Consider the following 17,432-nt stretch of genomic DNA (forward strand, 5'->3'; position numbering starts at 1 on the left):
CGTCACCGAGCTCCCACGAGCCCGGCAAGGGAGAGCACATGTTCGAGAGATTCACCGACCGAGCCCGTCGTGTTGTCGTCCTCGCTCAAGAAGAAGCGAAGATGCTCAACCACAACTACATCGGCACCGAGCACATCCTCCTCGGCCTCATCCACGAGGGCGAGGGCGTCGCCGCCAAGGCGCTGGAGTCGCTCGGCATCTCGCTCGATGCCGTCCGCGAGCAGGTCCAGGACATCATCGGGCAGGGCCAGCAGCAGCCGACCGGGCACATCCCGTTCACGCCGCGCGCCAAGAAGGTGCTCGAGCTGTCCCTGCGCGAGGCGCTGCAGCTCGGCCACAACTACATCGGGACCGAGCACATCCTGCTCGGCCTCATCCGCGAGGGCGAGGGCGTCGCCGCCCAGGTCCTCGTCAAGCTCGGTGCGGACCTGAACCGCGTCCGTCAGCAGGTCATCCAGCTCCTGTCCGGGTACCAGGGCAAGGAAGCGGTCGCCGTCGGCGGCGAGCAGCAGCAGAACGCCCAGCAGGGTTCGCAGGTCCTCGACCAGTTCGGTCGGAACCTCACCCAGGCGGCGCGCGACGGCAAGCTCGACCCCGTCATCGGGCGCGAGAAGGAGATGGAGCGGGTCATGCAGATCCTCTCCCGCCGCTCCAAGAACAACCCCGTCCTGATCGGTGAGCCGGGCGTCGGCAAGACCGCGGTCGTCGAGGGCCTCGCCCAGGCGATCGTCAAGGGTGACGTCCCGGAGACGCTGAAGGACAAGCAGCTCTACTCGCTCGACCTCGGGTCGCTCATCGCCGGGTCCCGCTACCGCGGTGACTTCGAGGAGCGCCTCAAGAAGGTCACGAAGGAGATCCGTACCCGCGGCGACATCATCGTCTTCATCGACGAGATCCACACGCTCGTCGGTGCCGGTGCTGCCGAGGGCGCGATCGACGCCGCGTCGATCCTCAAGCCGCTCCTCGCCCGCGGTGAGCTGCAGACGGTCGGTGCGACCACGCTCGACGAGTACCGCAAGCACTTCGAGAAAGACGCCGCACTCGAGCGTCGCTTCCAGCCGGTGCAGGTCAACGAGCCGTCGCTGCCGCACGCGATCAACATCCTCAAGGGCCTCCGCGACAAGTACGAGGCGTTCCACAAGGTGTCCATCACCGACGGCGCGATCGTCGCCGCGGCGAACCTGGCGGACCGCTACGTGCAGGACCGCTTCCTGCCGGACAAGGCCATCGACCTGATCGACGAGGCCGGCGCACGCCTCCGCCTGTCGATCCTGTCGGCGCCGCCGGAGCTCCGCGAGTTCGACGAGAAGATCTCGACGGTCCGCGGACAGAAGGAAGCCGCGATCGAGGAGCAGGACTTCGAGAAGGCCGCGAGCCTGCGCGACGAGGAGAAGAAGCTCCTCGGCGAGCGTCTCCGCCTCGAGAAGCAGTGGCGTGCGGGTGACGTCGCCGCGTCCGGCACCGTCGACGAGGGCATCATCGCCGAGGTCCTGGCGCAGGCCACGGGCATCCCGGTGTTCAAGCTCACGGAGGAGGAGACCTCGCGTCTCGTCTTCATGGAGAAGGCCCTGCACGAGCGCGTCATCGGTCAAGAGGAAGCCATCTCGGCCCTCTCGAAGACGATCCGCCGCACCCGTGCCGGTCTGAAGGACCCGAACCGCCCCTCGGGCTCGTTCATCTTCGCCGGCCCCACGGGCGTCGGGAAGACCGAGCTCGCCAAGGCGCTCGCCGAGTTCCTGTTCGACGACGAGGGCGCGCTGATCTCCCTCGACATGTCGGAGTTCGGTGAGAAGCACACGGTCTCGCGACTGTTCGGTGCCCCTCCCGGGTTCGTCGGCTTCGAGGAGGGCGGCCAGCTCACCGAGAAGGTGCGCCGCAAGCCGTTCTCCGTGGTCCTGTTCGACGAGATCGAGAAGGCCCACCCGGACATCTTCAACTCGCTGCTGCAGGTCCTCGAAGAGGGTCGTCTGACCGATGGTCAGGGCCGCGTGGTCGACTTCAAGAACACCGTCATCATCATGACCACGAACCTCGGTTCGCAGGGCATCGCTGGTGGCCCGGTGGGCTTCCAGGTCGAGGGTGACTCGGCCGTCGGCTACGACCGCATGCGCTCGAAGGTGAACGAGGAGCTCAAGAAGCACTTCAAGCCCGAGTTCCTGAACCGTGTCGACGACACGATCGTGTTCCCGCAGCTCTCGCAGTCCGAGCTGCTGCAGATCGTGGACCTCTTCGTGAAGCGCCTGGCGGACCGCCTGCTGGACCGCGACATGACGGTGGAGCTGACGCTCGCCGCCAAGGAGCAGCTCATCAAGGTCGGCTTCGACCCGGCACTCGGTGCTCGTCCGCTGCGTCGCGCGATGCAGCACGAGGTCGAGGACCAGCTGTCCGAGCACATCCTGCAGGGTGAGCTGAACGCGGGCGACCACGTGAAGGTCGACTTCGTGGACGGGAAGTTCGACTTCGAGACCGGGCGTCAGCCGGGTCGCGAGGAGGTCCTCGCCGGGGCTCCCGCGGTCGAGTCCGCGGAGACCCCGCAGGGCGAGATCGAGTCCTAGGACCGGTTCCACTCGGACGGGAGGCGCGGTGCCGGCTGGCACCGTCCTCCCTCGCAAGCTCGGTCGGCGCACCCCGCGCAACGCTTCGCGTTGCACCAAGCGGGGTGCGCCCGTCCGTTCGCGGTCGCGGATGCGTGTGCGGGTTCCGGCGTGCGCTGCGGACGCGACCCCCGGGCGGGGGGTACCGTTGTTCGTGCGAGGGTTCCCCCCAACACCTCGCGACCGACGTCCGGCTGGTTCCCCCAACAGGTCGGACGTCAGTGGCCCCGGTCTCCCCCCGACCGGGGCCACTTCTCGTTCCGGTGAGTGTCCGTCAGCCGAGCGTCGCGGCGAACTCCGTGACGGCGCGCTCCCAGCGCTCCGGGTCCTCGTTCCACTCGAGCGTGTGCCGGGCGTGCGCGAAGGTCTCGACCCGGGCGCCACGGGCTCGGTGCGTCTCGACGTCGGCCGCTGCCACCAGGGCGTCGGCCGTCGAGTGCAGCAGGAGGGTCGGCGTGCGGTCGTCCTGCCAGCGGGTGACGGTCAGGGGGTAGGGCACCCCGGCGAGGCGGCTGAGACCCGGTGTCGTCGCGATCCGTCCCGCGACCACACCGACGGCCGCCGGGAAGCGCGCGGTCGTCACGGCGCCGCGCAGGGCCGACCGGACGTCGAGGAGCGGTGCGACCCCGACGATGCCGTCGACCGGCGTGCGTGCCGCCGCGGCGGAGGCAGCGAGGGCGCCGGCGGACCAACCCTGCAGCACCACCCGTTCGGCTCCGCGGGCACGCGCGGCGTGCGCGGCTGCGGCGACGCGGTCGACCGCGGCGGGATCGAGGGAGCGCAGCGGCAGGTCGGACGTGTCGACCACCTGGTTCGAGGCGCCGAGCTCCCGCCAGACGCGCAGGCCACGCAGGACCTGCTGCGGGCCGAGCGACTGCCCGTGCACGTGGACGACGTGGGTCCGCCCGACGACGCCGTCCGGTTCGGCGCCCGGGACGGACCGCTCGTCGGCGTACACCAGCTCGGACTCCGGCGGCACGAACGGTGCGGGGCGGAGGAGCCGGCGAGCGGCGGCGGCCCCGAGGGCGACGCTGCCGGCGGTGGCGATCACGGTGCCGGTGACGGCGGTGCGGACGAGCTGCATGGTGTCCACCCTGCCAGGGTGACGTGTGCGTGCGGTCCCGCCCACAGCGGAACGGGAGGCGCGGTGCCAGCCGGCACCGCGCCTCCCGTCCGTCGTGCTGCGGGTCCTAGGCCTGCACGTCGCCGCGCCAGCCCGGCTCGGTCGGGGCGTTCTCGACGCGCTCCTTGTAGTTCTGCAGGTCCTTCTTGACCGCGTGGCCGCCGACACCGACGGCGGAGCCGAGCTTCTCGAGGAAGCCCGACGGCTCCCAGTCGATCTGCGCGGTGACGCGGGTCTCGTTGTCGGACAGCTTGTGGAACGTGACGACGCCCGCGTGGTCGGTGTCGCCGTCCTTGACGGTCCACGCGACGCGCTCGTCCGGGTGCTGCTCGGTGATGACGGCGCGGAACTCGCGCTCCTGACCGGCGACCTTGACGGTCCAGTCGGTGGTCTTGTCGTCGACCTGGACGATCTTCTCGACCTCGTCGAGGAAGTGGGGGAACTCCTCGAACCGGGTCCACTGGTCGTAGGCCTGGCGAACGGGGACGTTGACGTCGACGGTCTCGATGATCTGGGGCATGGTCGCTCCTTCGTTTCGTCGTGCTCTTCGGGTTCGTGACCGACGCTATGCCGGTCCGGCTGGAGGGTCCCCAGGGCAGTGTCCCCCTGCTGCGCCGTATGCTCGACGGGATGAGTGGCAACGGGAAGCACGCGTTCGACGAACGGGACGAGCACGGCATCCGGGTGCGCCCGGCCCTGGCCTCGGACGTGCCGCACATCCAGCGGCTCATCGCTCCGTACGTCGACCGGCGCATCCTGCTCGGCAAGGAGAACGTCGCGCTCTACGGCTCGATCCAGCAGTTCCGGATCGCCGAGGGGCCGGACGGCACGCCGATCGGCTGCGGTGCCCTCGCGGTGTTCTGGGACGACATCGCCGAGGTCCGCACGCTCGCGCTCGACGCCGACTGGATCCACAAGCGGGTCGGCCACCGGATGCTCGAGGCGCTCGAGCACGACGCCCGGGAGCTCGGCGTCGCCCGCATCTTCTGCCTGACCTTCGAGGTCGAGTTCTTCGCGAAGCACGGGTACCTGGAGATCGGCGAGCAGGTCGTGTCACCGGACGTGTACGCCGAGCTCGTGCGCTCGTCGGACGAGGGGGTCGCGGAGTTCCTCGACCTCGCCCGGGTGAAGCCGAACACGCTCGGCAACACCCGCATGTTGAAGATCCTCTGACCGGGATCCGCTGACCGGGATCCTTCGGTCGGGGGCCACTGACCGGCGATCCGCTGCCTGTGGATTGCTGACGCGTTCGGTGACGCATCGGCGTCGCGTCGCTGCGGAGAGACCCGTTCGCCCTACCCTGTGCGCATGTCGTCGTTCCGTCACCCTGTCGGACCCGAGTCGTCCGGTGTCTACTGGCGTCGTCGCGCGCTCGTCGCCGGCGTGCTGCTGCTCGTCGTCGTGGTGGTCGTGCTGATCGTGGTCGGGCGGGGGAGTGGGGCCTCGTCCGCGTCGGCGCCGGGGGCCTCGCCGTCGGCTGGCGGTGGGGCCTCGCTCGCCCCGTCCGCGTCCGGGGATCCGACTGCTCCGGCCGGCGCCGGGGCGTCACCCGCCCCGTCGGCGTCCGCCACGGCACCCGCTTCGGCCTCCGGTGACGCCACGACGTGCTCCGAGGACCAGATCGAGCTCACGCCGGTCGTCGACAAGGGCACCTACGGGCCGACCGAGGACCCGCAGATCGCAATGTCGATCACGAACACCGGCTCGGACTCGTGCCACATGGACCTCGGCTCGGCGCAGCAGGTCCTGACGATCAGCTCCGGGCAGGAGCAGTACTGGTCGTCGAAGGACTGCCAGACGGGCGGGACGAACCAGGACGTCACGATCAAGGCGGGGCAGGAACTCACCACGCCGGCGATCGCCTGGGACCGCACGCGCTCGTCGACGACCACGTGCGACGGTGCTCGGCCGTCGGTGCCCGGTGGCGGGGCGAGCTACCACCTGCAGGTGTCGGTGGGGGACCTGGAGTCGAAGGAGTCGGCGCAGTTCGTGCTGAACTGAGCTGATACGCCGCGCGTGCTAGCCTGAACGCAAGTGGATTGGGAATGCCCGATCGGCGTCCGACCCCCGGCTCTGCCGGGGGTTTTCGCTTGTCCGGAGCGGGGTCCCGCTGCTCAGGGGTAGACCTTCAGTCCCCACCCAGCGACGGAGCCGCTCGGAGACTTCGGCATCCGTTGCAGGATTCGTTCCCAAGCCCGGTTCGTCCTGTCCGGGTGCAGAAGGTGGGTGCCGATCGGCCTGGCTACGAGATCAGCCAGCTGCAGACCGGTGCTGTTCGCTTGTTTGTGGGCGATGCAGAAGCGGAAGGTCTCGGGCATGCCGCGCATCTTGGTTCGTCGCATGATGCGGTCGAACTCGTCCTCGAGCTCTCGATCCTCCAACCGTCCGCGGCTCTCGAACACGACCGTTGTCTCGCGGCGGGAGACGCCCCGAGCCTGCAGCTGGAGGAAGACCCGCTCGAGACCGTACTCGAGTGCGACGTGGTACGGGCTCGTGTCCAACCCGACGCGATCCCGGAACTCGGTCTTCCTGATCGCCGTGGCCACGACGCCGAACCGTTCTTCGAAGAGTTGATCGATGCGGCTCATGAAGGCCGCCCTCGTCTCGGCGTTGAGCAGGATGTCGAAAGGCGGCTTTGACTGGCGAATCTCGCGTTCGTGCAACACGACCATGTCGTGGTTGAAGAAGTCGAACTTCAGGCGTTGCACCAGCGGTACGATCCGGTCGACGTAGAGGTCGATGGGGAAGATCGAGAAGGCGAGCACGAACATCGGGTAGTCCGGGTTGATGCTGGTGAGACTGTGATCCCCGCTCTCGTCGACGTAGACCACGAAGCCGCTCCCCATGAAACGGCAGCATATCAGCAGGCGTCCCTTGCGCTCGTGCGCCGATGGTCTGCGTCTCAAGGGGCTGCGGCGCGCCCGGCACGTCATCCGAGTGACGCACTCCGTGCCGGGAGCTGTCCACGCATGCGTCATGCTGACAGAGTGTCGGATCAAGGAATCGTGCGGGAGTCAGCCTCGGCCTACGAGCGCGATCACGGCGTCGAGCCGGTGAAGATCGCGACACTCAAGGGGCTCCGGAAGCGCGCGAAGCGCGGTCTGTTCGAGCCCGCGGACGACACGATCTGGTCGGACGGCGTCCGGAGCGAGTAGCGGCGCTGCTGCCGAGGGGCTGCTCCCGCACCTCCTCCTAGAGCTGCTCCTCGACTGAACCCGGCTCGAGTCCGGTCATGAAGTCGTCGAGGAACGTCTGCATGTCGAACGGCTGCGCGCTGTCTTCCGGTCCGTGGTGCGTGGAAGTCATGCCACCACGCTACGTCACATTGCTAGGGCGCCTAGCGATTTGTCCGGAAGCGGCGCTGCGCGGAAGCAGCGCCTGTTGGGGGCGAGGCTGTCCGGAGGTGGCGCTGACCCGAGGCGGCGCTGCCCGGAAGCGACGCCGCCTGGACATGCGAACGGGCCCGCCGTCCGAAGACGACGAGCCCGTTCCGAGCAGCTGAGGTCAGCCGATGACCGAGATGTTCTCGGCCTGCGGGCCCTTGCGGCCCTCGGTGATCTCGAATTCGACCTTCTGGTTCTCCTCGAGCGACTTGTAGCCGTTGCCAGCGATCGCGGAGAAGTGCGCGAAGACGTCGGCGCTGCCGTCGTCCGGAGCGATGAAGCCGAAGCCCTTTTCGTTGTTGAACCACTTGACGGTGCCAGTTGCCATGATGGCGTTTCCTTAACTTTCTTGCCAGGCCACGTTCGTTGCCTGTCTTGCGAGACGGCTCTTGCTGCCGCCGATCCACCGACGGTTGTCGTCAGATCAGTGCGTCCCGCGGGCATGGGCCGGTGGGACGGGTTCGGGGCCAGGCGACCTGGGAAGATCAGTGACCGATGGCGCTCGAAGGTGCAGAGCACCGAAAGAACGATGGACTCCCGCCGAAGCGGTTGAGACCAACCTACCGTGCTGTGGCCGCAATGGAAGAGGCAGCGCCCACTTCTGTGCAGGATCTCCGCCTCGCAGCCGTTCCTGTTCGCCGTCGGCGTGCAGATCTGGTGGACTAGGGGTGATGGCAGACAAGGAACAGCGCTTCCGGAGCGAGCAGCTCGAGGAGGCCCTCGCGAAGCAGGACGTCGCCGCGGTCGCGTTCGCCCTGCGGAACGACATCGTGATCGTCCCCCGGCTCGTCACCGGCAAGAAGGACATGCAGGTCCGCGTCTTCGGCCGCGAGGGCTCGGACAAGCGCATCCTGCTGCTCTTCTCGTCCGCCGATGCGTACACCGCGATGGTGCCGGACGAGAAGGTCCGCCAGGTCATGGTCTACGACGGGCCGCGGCTCGACGAGTTCCTGGCGGCGCACCTCGACTCGCTCGAGGGCGTGTTCTTCGACATCGCCGGGCCACACACGATGCAGGCGGCACCGGCGGACCTGCTGGCGGCGCTCCGCGCGTAGGCGCGGGCCTGGGCGGCGTCGGTTCGCTCTGGAGGCGCGACGCGCGCCCGTCCTGCGGCTCGCCACGGGCGATCGGTCCGGTTCCGGTCAGAACGCGCGGTCGAGCTCGCGTTCGCGGACCGACTGCGTCAGCGAGAACGCGACGCGCAGCGCCTCGCGCAGGTGCTCGGCGTCCGCGCCGAGCACGGTGGTGAACCCGAGCCGCGAGGCCTCGTTCGCGCGCTGCTTCGCGCCCGTCGCGGGACGGATCTCGCCCGCCAGGCTGATCTCGCCCACCGCCGCGAGCGTGTGCGGGTACGGACGGTCCCGCGCCGCGCTCGCCAGGGCCAGCGCGATCGCCAGGTCGGCGCCCGGCTCGGTGAGCTTCATCCCGCCGACCGTCGAGACGTAGACGTCCGCATCGGACAGCTTGAGGCCGGCGCGTCGTTCGAGTACCGCGAGGAGCATCGCCACGCGTGACGCGTCGACGCCGTTCACGACCCGGCGCGGCTGCGGTGCCGAGCTCGGCACGACGAGCGCCTGCACCTCGACCGGGAGCGCACGGCGTCCTTCGAGTGCCACGGTCACGCACGTGCCCGACACCGGGGTGCCGTTCCGCGACATGAAGAGTCCGCTCGGGTCCGGGACCTCGTGGATGCCGTCGCCGGCCATGTCGAAGCAGCCGACCTCGTCCGTCGGGCCGAAGCGGTTCTTGAGCGCCCGGACGAACCGGAGCGCGGTCTGCCGGTCGCCCTCGAAGTGGCAGACGACGTCGACCAGGTGCTCGAGCAGTCGCGGACCCGCGATCGTGCCGTCCTTCGTGACGTGGCCGACGATGAGGACGGGCAGCGACCGCTCCTTCGCCACCCGGATCAGGGTCGAGGCGACCTCGCGCACCTGGGAGGTGCCGCCGGCGATGCCGTCCACGGTGCTCGACGAGATCGTCTGCACGGAGTCGGCGATGACCAGGTCCGGTTGCACCTGGTCGATCTGGCCGAGGATGACGCCGAGGTCGACCTCGCTCGCCAGGTAGAGCTGGTCGTGCATGGCGTTCGTGCGCTCGGCGCGGAGTCGGACCTGGTCCACTGACTCCTCGGCGCTGACGTAGAGGACCCGCTTGCCGGTCGCTGCCGCACGGGAGGCGACCTCGAGCAGCAGTGTCGACTTGCCCACGCCCGGCTCGCCGGACAGCAGTACGGCGGCCCCGGGCACGATGCCGCCGCCGAGCACGCGGTCGAACTCGCCGATCCCGGACGTCCACCGCTGGACCCCCGTTCCGCGGGCCTCGGTGATCGGTCGGGCCACGCGCGCTCCAGCGACGGAGACGGCAGCGGGCCCGCGCGAGCTCGCCGCGGCCGCCGTCGTGTCCTCGACCGTGCCCCACGCCTGGCACTCACCGCAGCGGCCGACCCACTTGATGCTGGTCCACCCGCACTCGGTGCAGCGGTAGAGGGACTGGGTGCGCGCCATGGCTCGAGGCTAGAGCGCCCCGCCGACACCGCGGTGCCGCGGAGCGTGCCGGCCGTGATCGGTGTCCTCGTCGTGCTCGTCGACGGCGCCGCGCTCGTCGTCCTCGTCGTGCGCGGGCGTCCGGTCGTGGCCGCCTGCCTGCTCGGGCAGGGGGATACCGCCCGTCATCCGCTGCCGCAGCCGCTCCACACGACCGGGTCGGTCGCCGCGGTCGAGTTCCGCCGCGCGCTCGACGTCCTGCTCGGCCCGGGCGCTCGCGACGGCGCCGGCCTCGCGCCCGAGGTCCTCGGCCTCACGTGCGGACAGGTAGTGCCGGATCGCGGCGACGGTGTCCACGCGGGCATCGACCGCGGGCTCGAAGGCGCTCGCCCAGATCTCGTACCCGCGGTCGTTCGGGTGGAACAGGTCGCCGTAGCTGTTGAAGAACGTCCGACGGAGCCCGACGCGCTTCGTGATGACGTGGAGCGGCGCCACGGTCAACCCGAGTTCGGCGGCGACACGGTGCACGATCTCGTTCGCCACGGCGACCTTGCGCTCGCGGTCGGGCACGAACATGCACGGGAGCTCGGCGACGATCGCGTGCGACGGCACGGCGCTGTAGATCGCGCGGATGTTCCGCTCGAACTTGTCCGGGTGGAAGTCGGCGATGTCGTTCGCCCCGATCGACACCGTGCAGATGTCCGGCGAGTACTGACGCAGTTTCGGGAGCTGGTCGTGCTTCGCACCCCACGTCGTCGCGCCCGAGACGCTGAGGTTCACCACCCGCACCGACATGCGCGATCGGTGCCGGATGCGGCGTGCCAGGAGGCCGACGTACCCGCGCCCCGGAGCGGTCGCGCCGACGCCCTGTGCGGCGGAGTCGCCGATCGCGAGGTACGTCAGCTGGCCCTCGTGCTGCAGGCGCTCCCGCCACCAGTCGGCGTGCACGGGCAGCATGTCGACCACGCGCTGGGATGCGGCTCGCTGCCCGCGGATCCCCGCTCGGGCGCCGAACGCGCCACCACCCACGACGGCGAGCCCGCCGATGACGGAGGTGAGCAGGGCGACGAGGGTGCGGGTCTTCATGCCGGAGACCGTACGCGGGCTCGCTCACCCTGGGCTCTGCCGAGGCTGGCCCGTGGATGGACGGCGGGACAGCGCCGGCTGTGCAGGGGAGTGCCCCGTGGTGGTCGTGAGCACCGCCGGAGTCGTGTAAACTCTTCCCCGGTACCGTGTCCGAGCGGCCGAAGGATCATGTCTCGAAAACATGTGTGGGGGCAACTCCACCGTGGGTTCAAATCCCACCGGTACCGCCACAGAAGACCCCCGTTCACGCGGGGGTCTTCTTGTTTCTCACGTGGAATCGGTCGAGCCGCCGAGGTCCTCGATCGCGACGACCTGCTGATCATCGACCGCCTCGAGGTGGAGGTCGGCTTCGAGGACCTGCCGCACCCTGTGCCGGCGATCGTCTCCGCGGTGCAGAACGGGCCCGCGGCGCGGACGGCCGCGTTCGTGCTCGTGACCCGGCGCAGTGGGACGTCGAGCGAGATCCCCGACCGCGCAGCTGAGGAGCCCGCCCGTGCGGTGCCGTTCCCGTTGCCACCGGCGCTGCCGGCGCACATCTGGGTGGGCGCCCCGGCGGGCTCCTGCACGCAGACGCTGATCCGGCCACCGGCACGCTCACGATCCAGACCGGTGAGGGCGAGTTCGAGCTCGTCGGGCTTCCCGGCAACGCGCCAGCTCGTTGGCGCCGCGGTCGGGCGTGCTCCAGGACGAGCTCGACGCTGGCGTGACCGGCGCGATCCAGACCGGCGACGTCGACGGGTACCGAGGGGGTCGCGATCAGGCCGGCCTGAGCTGATGGTCCCGGTCGTGGCCCCTGGGACACATCCACGAGGACCCTCGTGGTCGGCGGTGACCCTGCCGCTTAGGGTGGCCGCGTGGAAGACGTACGCGGTCCGAGCCTGACGCGACTGCTCGTCACGCTCGCGGGCCTGCTGGTCCTGGCCGGAGCGCTCGTCATCGGCGTGCTCGCCGCCGTCGGCACCGCAGCTCAGCGCACGCTCGGGCCCTCGCACACCGCGGACGGCAGCACCTGCAGCCCGCTCGGCGGTGAGTGCAGCCAGCTCTCGCGTTCTGCCGTCGAGCAGATGGTCGGGATCAGCCTCCCGGCAGGAACACGACTCGTCTCCTCCGGGAGCCGGGACATGTTCAAGGCGGACGAATCGTGGGCGGTGGCGTGCGTACCGGAGGCGCAGCGGGTGTTCGACGCGGCCGAGGCCGACGGCTTCGTCCCGCGCACACCCTCCGACCACCCCGAACGCCGCGACTGGTCCGACAAGCAGCCCACGGACCTCGAGGTGCATCGAGCGGCGGCACTCGGAGCCGACCAGTGGCTCCAGCTCGGAGGGGCCTGCTCGGGCGGCTCGTACGTCTACCTCGGCCACTTCCTCGACAAGTGAGCGCCTCGCGGAGCCCGAGCGTGCGCGGTGCCTCGAGGCTGACATGGATCCTGCCGAGTGCAGCCCTCGTCGTCCTCATCGCGCAGATCATGGCCTGCGTCCTCGCCTACCGCCTACCGGTACGTGGCTCCGATCGACGCGGCATGGGAGGCCGACCCTGAGCGTCTCCGCGGCGTCCTGCACGCTCATCCGGCGGGTGTCTGGGCGGCGCGGCGGGCTCTCGCCCTGATCTGGATGGCGACTGTCCCCGTGGCGATGGCCGCGACGATGCTGGCCGTATCGGCCATCGACCGCTTCTGCGCCCAGGGTGCGGTCCACACCTTCGCGCAGACGGTCACAGTAGCTGGGGTCACCACTTCCGTCGCGGGTGTCGTTCTCGCAGTGCTCGCCGTCCTGGAGATCCTGAGCTCATGACGGACCGCTTCGGGGTGCAGGCCCGACCGCCGCGCGTGCTAGGTCAAGAACACCAGTGTGCCGATGCCGATCCAGACGAAGGCGACGCCGGTCAGCGCTGCAAGGCTCACGAGACTGGTCGCGATGATCGCGGACGCCTGTTCCTTCCAGAGCCGGAGTGAACTCGTCGCGATGACCAGGGCGACCACGGCCGCGGGCGGGGTCCCGATCAGCGCGACAGCCTGCACAGTAGCGATGGCGCGATCCTCCGAGGTGGGCGGCGTGTCCTCTGCGTCGTGGTCGAACTGGGAGGGCGGTGTGCGGGCGGCAAGATCGAACGCCGCGGGGGCCAGACCACGCCTCCCGTCACGACGATCAGCGCGATGGCGACGAGCGCTCGGACGTTCAGTGGAGCGCGCTGCGTCTGCCCCAGAAGCCCATGCGCCGACACTGGTGTGGCGCGATGATCGTGCACGAGGAGGGGCGACGACGCAGACACCAGGACCGCCGGCGGATGGCGGGGCTCGACGCGAGCGTCGACGCGGGCCGCGGGACGCCGCAGGCGTCGAACCTCGGTTCAGGACGCCGCCCACAGGTTGAGTGGCCAGGACAGCACCAGCGCCGCAATGACGCAGACGATCGAGATGAGCGGGAGCCACCAGAAGCTCACGCCCTTCCTGCGACGAGAAAGACCTCCCCAGAGCGGGAGCACGATGCTCAGGAGCTCTGCGATGAGGAAGCCGATGTAGATTCCTTGCTGCGCGCCCTCTGAGCACGTTTCCGTTCCCCCGCAGGGCGTGTAGACCATGAGGGCGAACTGGTAGATGAACCAGACGAACGTCGCCGTGACCACCGCTACGACGTTCAGGAGAATGAAGGTCACGTCCCGCCCGAGTGAGGTGGTCATTTCATCCCTTCGCTTGCTCGATCCTGACCGAGCTCCGACTCGTCAGCGAATCGCCGCTGGGGATCCGTGATGACGTTCCGGAGGAAGCTCGACGCATCCGAGCGGATCTTGGTGTCCTCGTTGTAGGAGTCGGAGGGTCCGAAGCTCGCCGTACTCCCGACCTGGCAGACGAAGTCGTTCGAGGAGCAACAGGAGCGAACGAGCGGGATGGCACCGAATGCGATGCTGTTCCCCGTCCAGCTGTCCATGCTGCCAGCTGGTCGGTCACAAGAGATTGCACCGTATGCCGCGATGCGCGCCTTCTCCCCAGCTTCCTCACGAGCAGGTCGCACTCGATCGAGGCGACGATGCCCCACGCCAGGCAGTCGGAGTCGCCCATGGCCGCTTCGCAGATCGCCGCCCACGCGTCCTCCTCGTCGAACTGCGCGATGCGCACGGCCCCGCCCTCGACGGTGAACGGTGCGACGGGGAGACCGCGCGCGCCGCGGGGTGCGCCACCGGTCGGTGTCGACGTCGTGGTCGGTGTGGGCGTCGGCAGGGGTTCGGCGGCCGCGTCCAGGAGGACCGCCTGAGGCCGGTCCGGCTCGGGCGTCGGGGTCACCCAGCTGCCGACCCCGGCCACGAGCGCCAGGATCGAGAGGCTCGCACCGAGCCACAGCGCCCCGTCTGGCGCTGCGCACGTCGGCGACGGAGACGGTCGGGCGCCACCCCGGTGTCCGAGGAGCGGTCGTCCTGCGCACCGATCGCCAGTGCCGTGTCGACGGCGAGGTCCCACCAGCGGACGCGCCGCCTCGAGCGACCCGCCTGTCCGCATCTGCGCCCGCACGACGTGCACGGACGTCCTCATCGGCAGGTGCTCCACGCGGCGAGGCTGCTGAGGCGGCCCGGACCACCGCGGGCCCCTGTTCGGGCCGGACCGGACGCCTGTCGGCTCGCCACTGGCGGACGGGAGGCGCGGGGGCAGCCCGCCCCGCGCCTCCCGTCCGGCCGTCGTCACGTCGAGTCGCCCGCCGTCTTCCGCCGCACCCGCCCCGCCGACCGCGGCGGGTGCTGCCGCAGGTGCCCGCTGATCCGCCCGAGGACGTCCCCCAGCTGCGCGGCGTCGTCGTCGCTGATGTGCGCGAACAGCAGTCCGTGCACCGTCGCGATGTGCCCGGGCAGCACGGTGGCGAGCGCGTCGCGCCCGGCGTCGGTGAGGGAGACCACGGTGCTCCGCTCGTCGTCGGGTGACGGTCCCCGCGTGACGAGCCCGCGCTGCTCGAGCACCTGTGCCTGGTAGGTGAGCCCGCTCCGGCTGTAGACGACCCCGTCCGCCAGGTCGGTCATCCGCAGCCGCCCGTCCGGCGCATCGCCCAGCCGGGCGAGCAGCTGGAACTGCACGTAGCTGAGTTCGCCGGCGTCGCGGAGCTGCTGCTCGACGGCCGGGCGCAGCAGGGCCGCGACCTCGGTGAACGACAGGTACGCGCCGAGCTGGGTCGGGGTGAGCGCCGACGGGGGAGAGTCCATGCCCCGATCCTACCTGTTGCTTCGAACTCGAAGCAGGTGTACGGTCGACCCATCGCTTCGAATTCGAAGCACACAATGAAGGGGAACATCATGAACGAGGACACCATGCGGGCAGTGCGGTTCCACGAGGTCGGCGGTCCGGAGGTCCTGCGGATCGAGGACGTCGAGCGTCCGGCACCGGGTGCGGGCGAGGTGCTGGTGCAGGTCACCGCCTCCGCCTACAACGCCGCCGACAACGGCATGCGCGGCGGGTTCCTGCCGATCCCGGTCCAGCTGCCGCACGTGCCCGGCTACGACGTGTCCGGCACGGTCGCCGCGCTGGGCGAGGGCGTCGACGGCCTCGCCGTGGGCGAGGCGGTGGTCGGGTTCCTGCCGATGGAACGCGACGGCGGTGCCGCCGAGTACGTCGTCACACCCGCGGAGGCACTGGTCGCCGCCCCGACGAGCGTCCCGCTGGTGGACGCCGCGGCACTCCCGTCGGTGGCGCTGACGGCGTGGCAGGCACTGTTCGACGAGGGTCGCCTCGAGGCGGGCCAGCGCGTGCTGATCAACGGCGCCGGTGGCGTGGTCGGGAAGTACGCGATCCAGCTCGCCGTCCGTGCCGGCGTGCACGTGGTCGCCACCGCGAGCCCGCGGAGCGCCGACGCGGTCCGCGCCGCGGGGGCCCAGCAGGTGATCGACCACACCACGACCGACGTCCTGGCGGCGGTGGACGAGCCGGTCGACGTGCTGCTGAACCTCGCGCCGATCGAGCCGGAGCAGTTCCGGGCGCTCGTCGCCGCCGTGCGTGACGGCGGGGTCGTGGTGAGCACCACGGCGTTCATGGCGACGCCGGACGACGAGTCCCGGGGCGTCCGCGCCGCGACGGTGTTCGTCCTGCCGGACCGCGGGCGCCTGGCCGAGCTCGTCGCGCTCGTCGACGCCGGGCAGCTGACGGTCGAGGTCACCCGGCGCATCCGGCTCGAGGACCTCCCGGCGCTGCACGCCGAGGGCGCGGCCGGGCGGATCGCCGGCAAGGTCGTCGTCACCGTCTGAGGGACGACGACCGCCGGCCGGTCAGCCGATGAAGGACGCCGCGTCGACCGCGTGCTCGCCCGTGACGTACGGGGTGAGGTCGACCACCCGGTCGTCGAGGCGGAAGACGTACCGGCCGACCTGCTCGACCACGGCGCTCCCGCCGAGCCAGTCCGCGGCCTCGGAACGCTCCTCCGGTCGGAGCCAGTCGACGGGGTCGGACGTCGACCGGAACCCGAGGACCGCCGCGGTGTCCTGCAGCGCTCGACGCTCGTCCGGACCGAGCAGGTTCCGCGCACTGCGGAAGTAGACCGAGTCGGGGTCCACCTCGTACAGCCGCCGCATCCACACCCGGTTGACCGAGGACACCAGCGCGTTGCGGGCGCCCTCGCCGGAGGGGTCGCCCACCCGCTCGGCGTTGTCCCAGAACGGCGCGACGTCCGGTCCGACACGGGCTCCGTCGAACACCCCGACCGAGGGGATCATCGGGACCCCGCACCCGAGCAGGTAGACGTCGTCGCCGACGGTGGCTCGGATGTGCTCGATCGCCTGCCGGTAGGCCTGTTCGCGGGGCAGGTCGACGTGTCGGTGCCCGGCGATCGCCCCGGCGTACATGAAGTCGAGCTTCAGGTAGCTGTAGCCGTCCGCGGTGATCCGGTCGAACACCCCGCGGAGGTGGTCGGTCACCTCCGGGTTCGTCGTGTCGAGCGAGTGGTAGTGCGACCCCCAGTTGTGCCCGGTGACGAGCGGACGGCCGTCGTCACCCGCGACGAGCAGGTCGGGGCGCTCGGTGGCGATCGTCGAGCCGGGCAGGGCGATCAGCGGCGCGAGCCAGATGCCCGGACGGAAGCCGTGGCGCGCGATGGTCCGTGCGGTCGCCGCCATCCCGCTCGGGAAGTCGGGCCCCGCCGTCCAGTCGCCGACGATGGGCTCCCACCCGTCGTCCATCTGGAAGACGTCGACCGGGTAGCCCTCGAGGTCGGCGGCCGCCCGCGCGATCCGGTCCTCGGTGATGTCCTCGTAGTACGAGTACCAGCTGCTCCACACGGTGCCGGCGCGGGCCGTCCGGCGACCGAGCCGCTCGGTGACCCGGTCGGCGTACGCGGCGAAGACGTCCTGCTCGGCGCCGTACGCGACGAACCACTCCGCGTCGTCCTGCTCGCTCGACGCCCACAGGACGTTGCCGTCGGCGCCGACCCGCGGGGTACCGAGCCCGAGCGCCCCGACGAGGAGGGTGCCGCCGTCCGGACCGGTCACCGCACCCACCGCGCTGCCGGAGTGCGCGTGCGGTGTCTCGTTCGCGGCGTCGTCGGCGGTCAGCAGGCGTTCGGGGCTGTCCTTGATCCCGATGGTGTCGCCGTCGACCCGCGTCCACCCGCTCGGGCTCCACGAGTTCCAGCCGTGCCGGTAGAACTCGGCGCGGTGCCCGAAGGGGTGGAGCAGCGCGACGGGGCCCGCCGGGACGAGCCACCCGTCCGCCGTCCGGCGGGGTGGTCCGGAGACGTTCGCGGGCACCCGGAGGCCGTCGAACTCGAACGTGTACTGCACGGGTGGTCTCCTCGTGGTG

The 17,432-nt window shown here is 70.4% G+C and carries 18 protein-coding genes and 1 tRNA gene; 9 read left to right on the forward strand and 10 right to left on the reverse strand.

What is annotated here, in order from left to right; genetic code table 11:
• Window positions 1-38 precede the first annotated feature (38 nt).
• Window positions 39-2,555, forward strand: coding sequence for an ATP-dependent Clp protease ATP-binding subunit (locus Q9R28_RS06785; protein ID WP_066651428.1), 2,517 nt, complete (start codon window positions 39-41; stop codon window positions 2,553-2,555).
• 313 nt (window positions 2,556-2,868) lie between these two features.
• Here Q9R28_RS06785 and Q9R28_RS06790 read toward each other — a convergent pair whose 3' ends face one another.
• Together Q9R28_RS06790 and Q9R28_RS06795 are read right to left on the reverse strand one after the other, a co-directional pair.
• On the reverse strand, window positions 2,869-3,687 hold the full coding sequence (locus Q9R28_RS06790) for a hypothetical protein (RefSeq protein WP_311205734.1): 819 nt from the start codon (window positions 3,685-3,687) through the stop codon (window positions 2,869-2,871).
• 97 nt (window positions 3,688-3,784) lie between these two features.
• A complete protein-coding gene (locus Q9R28_RS06795) occupies window positions 3,785-4,237 on the reverse strand; it encodes an SRPBCC family protein (RefSeq protein ID WP_066651432.1) in 453 nt (150 codons plus the stop codon).
• Window positions 4,238-4,347: 110 nt separating this feature from the next.
• Between Q9R28_RS06795 and Q9R28_RS06800 the strand changes: the two genes are divergently transcribed.
• Entirely contained in the window at window positions 4,348-4,890 is a 543-nt protein-coding gene (locus tag Q9R28_RS06800; protein ID WP_209684599.1) for an amino-acid N-acetyltransferase, read from the forward strand.
• A gap of 135 nt (window positions 4,891-5,025) precedes the next feature.
• Window positions 5,026-5,718 (forward strand): hypothetical protein, encoded by a 693-nt coding sequence (locus Q9R28_RS06805; RefSeq protein ID WP_311205735.1) that lies wholly within the window; start codon window positions 5,026-5,028, stop codon window positions 5,716-5,718.
• A 113-nt stretch (window positions 5,719-5,831) separates the two neighbouring features.
• Here the strand turns inward: Q9R28_RS06805 and Q9R28_RS06810 are convergent, their stop codons facing one another.
• Window positions 5,832-6,563 (reverse strand): DUF3800 domain-containing protein, encoded by a 732-nt coding sequence (locus tag Q9R28_RS06810; RefSeq protein WP_311205736.1) that lies wholly within the window; start codon window positions 6,561-6,563, stop codon window positions 5,832-5,834.
• A gap of 159 nt (window positions 6,564-6,722) precedes the next feature.
• Between Q9R28_RS06810 and Q9R28_RS06815 the strand changes: the two genes are divergently transcribed.
• Window positions 6,723-6,872: a hypothetical protein gene (locus Q9R28_RS06815; RefSeq protein ID WP_158407719.1), complete on the forward strand. Its 150-nt coding sequence runs from the start codon at window positions 6,723-6,725 to the stop codon at window positions 6,870-6,872.
• Window positions 6,873-7,221: 349 nt separating this feature from the next.
• On the opposite strand, the gene Q9R28_RS06820 is transcribed toward Q9R28_RS06815, so the two are convergent.
• Window positions 7,222-7,428 carry a cold-shock protein gene (locus Q9R28_RS06820; RefSeq protein WP_022904520.1) on the reverse strand — a complete coding sequence of 69 codons (207 nt, stop codon included), beginning with the start codon at window positions 7,426-7,428 and terminating at the stop codon, window positions 7,222-7,224.
• A gap of 343 nt (window positions 7,429-7,771) precedes the next feature.
• Here Q9R28_RS06820 and Q9R28_RS06825 point away from each other — a divergent pair, with 343 nt between their 5' ends.
• Window positions 7,772-8,155, forward strand: coding sequence for an SseB family protein (locus Q9R28_RS06825; protein WP_066651438.1), 384 nt, complete (start codon window positions 7,772-7,774; stop codon window positions 8,153-8,155).
• An 87-nt stretch (window positions 8,156-8,242) separates the two neighbouring features.
• Here Q9R28_RS06825 and radA read toward each other — a convergent pair whose 3' ends face one another.
• Window positions 8,243-9,604, reverse strand: a complete 1,362-nt coding sequence (radA, locus tag Q9R28_RS06830) for a DNA repair protein RadA (RefSeq protein WP_066651439.1) — start codon at window positions 9,602-9,604, stop codon at window positions 8,243-8,245.
• A 9-nt stretch (window positions 9,605-9,613) separates the two neighbouring features.
• Entirely contained in the window at window positions 9,614-10,669 is a 1,056-nt protein-coding gene (locus Q9R28_RS06835; protein WP_311205737.1) for an SGNH/GDSL hydrolase family protein, read from the reverse strand.
• 140 nt (window positions 10,670-10,809) lie between these two features.
• On the opposite strand from Q9R28_RS06835, the gene Q9R28_RS06840 reads away from it, so the two are divergent.
• The 3 genes from Q9R28_RS06840 to Q9R28_RS06850 all read left to right on the forward strand — a co-directional run bounded on the left by Q9R28_RS06840 (window position 10,810) and on the right by Q9R28_RS06850 (window position 12,459).
• Window positions 10,810-10,899: transfer RNA gene (locus Q9R28_RS06840), tRNA-Ser, on the forward strand.
• Window positions 10,900-11,523: 624 nt separating this feature from the next.
• Entirely contained in the window at window positions 11,524-12,045 is a 522-nt protein-coding gene (locus Q9R28_RS06845) for a hypothetical protein (RefSeq protein WP_066651486.1), read from the forward strand.
• Window positions 12,046-12,168: 123 nt separating this feature from the next.
• A complete protein-coding gene (locus Q9R28_RS06850; RefSeq protein ID WP_311205738.1) occupies window positions 12,169-12,459 on the forward strand; it encodes a hypothetical protein in 291 nt (96 codons plus the stop codon).
• 38 nt (window positions 12,460-12,497) lie between these two features.
• Here the strand turns inward: Q9R28_RS06850 and Q9R28_RS06855 are convergent, their stop codons facing one another.
• From Q9R28_RS06855 to Q9R28_RS06865, 3 genes are all read right to left on the reverse strand, one after another.
• Window positions 12,498-12,686 (reverse strand): hypothetical protein, encoded by a 189-nt coding sequence (locus tag Q9R28_RS06855; protein ID WP_066651491.1) that lies wholly within the window; start codon window positions 12,684-12,686, stop codon window positions 12,498-12,500.
• A 329-nt stretch (window positions 12,687-13,015) separates the two neighbouring features.
• Window positions 13,016-13,345, reverse strand: coding sequence for a hypothetical protein (locus Q9R28_RS06860; protein ID WP_066651492.1), 330 nt, complete (start codon window positions 13,343-13,345; stop codon window positions 13,016-13,018).
• Between the two features lie 993 nt (window positions 13,346-14,338).
• Window positions 14,339-14,851, reverse strand: coding sequence for a MarR family winged helix-turn-helix transcriptional regulator (locus Q9R28_RS06865; RefSeq protein WP_066651500.1), 513 nt, complete (start codon window positions 14,849-14,851; stop codon window positions 14,339-14,341).
• Between the two features lie 105 nt (window positions 14,852-14,956).
• Between Q9R28_RS06865 and Q9R28_RS06870 the strand changes: the two genes are divergently transcribed.
• On the forward strand, window positions 14,957-15,886 hold the full coding sequence (locus Q9R28_RS06870; protein WP_311205844.1) for an NADP-dependent oxidoreductase: 930 nt from the start codon (window positions 14,957-14,959) through the stop codon (window positions 15,884-15,886).
• Between the two features lie 21 nt (window positions 15,887-15,907).
• Here the strand turns inward: Q9R28_RS06870 and Q9R28_RS06875 are convergent, their stop codons facing one another.
• Window positions 15,908-17,413 (reverse strand): alpha-galactosidase, encoded by a 1,506-nt coding sequence (locus tag Q9R28_RS06875; RefSeq protein ID WP_311205739.1) that lies wholly within the window; start codon window positions 17,411-17,413, stop codon window positions 15,908-15,910.
• Between the last annotated feature and the right edge of the window lie 19 nt (window positions 17,414-17,432).

The organism is Curtobacterium sp. BRD11, from assembly GCF_031844345.1.
Taxonomy (GTDB): domain Bacteria; phylum Actinomycetota; class Actinomycetes; order Actinomycetales; family Microbacteriaceae; genus Curtobacterium.

Excerpts from the sequence above, each read along its gene's own strand:
- Q9R28_RS06800 (WP_209684599.1), top strand. The coding sequence starts at position 4,348 with ATGAGTGGCAACGGGAAGCACGCGTTCGACGAACGGGACGAGCACGGC.
- Q9R28_RS06820 (WP_022904520.1), bottom strand. The coding sequence starts at position 7,428 with ATGGCAACTGGCACCGTCAAGTGGTTCAACAACGAAAAGGGCTTCGGC.
- Q9R28_RS06795 (WP_066651432.1), bottom strand. The coding sequence starts at position 4,237 with ATGCCCCAGATCATCGAGACCGTCGACGTCAACGTCCCCGTTCGCCAG.
- Q9R28_RS06860 (WP_066651492.1), bottom strand. The coding sequence starts at position 13,345 with ATGACCACCTCACTCGGGCGGGACGTGACCTTCATTCTCCTGAACGTC.
- Q9R28_RS06805 (WP_311205735.1), top strand. The coding sequence starts at position 5,026 with ATGTCGTCGTTCCGTCACCCTGTCGGACCCGAGTCGTCCGGTGTCTAC.
- radA (WP_066651439.1), bottom strand. The coding sequence starts at position 9,604 with ATGGCGCGCACCCAGTCCCTCTACCGCTGCACCGAGTGCGGGTGGACC.
- Q9R28_RS06785 (WP_066651428.1), top strand. The coding sequence starts at position 39 with ATGTTCGAGAGATTCACCGACCGAGCCCGTCGTGTTGTCGTCCTCGCT.
- Q9R28_RS06865 (WP_066651500.1), bottom strand. The coding sequence starts at position 14,851 with ATGGACTCTCCCCCGTCGGCGCTCACCCCGACCCAGCTCGGCGCGTAC.
- Q9R28_RS06825 (WP_066651438.1), top strand. The coding sequence starts at position 7,772 with ATGGCAGACAAGGAACAGCGCTTCCGGAGCGAGCAGCTCGAGGAGGCC.
- Q9R28_RS06870 (WP_311205844.1), top strand. The coding sequence starts at position 14,957 with ATGCGGGCAGTGCGGTTCCACGAGGTCGGCGGTCCGGAGGTCCTGCGG.
- Q9R28_RS06835 (WP_311205737.1), bottom strand. The coding sequence starts at position 10,669 with ATGAAGACCCGCACCCTCGTCGCCCTGCTCACCTCCGTCATCGGCGGG.
- Q9R28_RS06810 (WP_311205736.1), bottom strand. The coding sequence starts at position 6,563 with ATGGGGAGCGGCTTCGTGGTCTACGTCGACGAGAGCGGGGATCACAGT.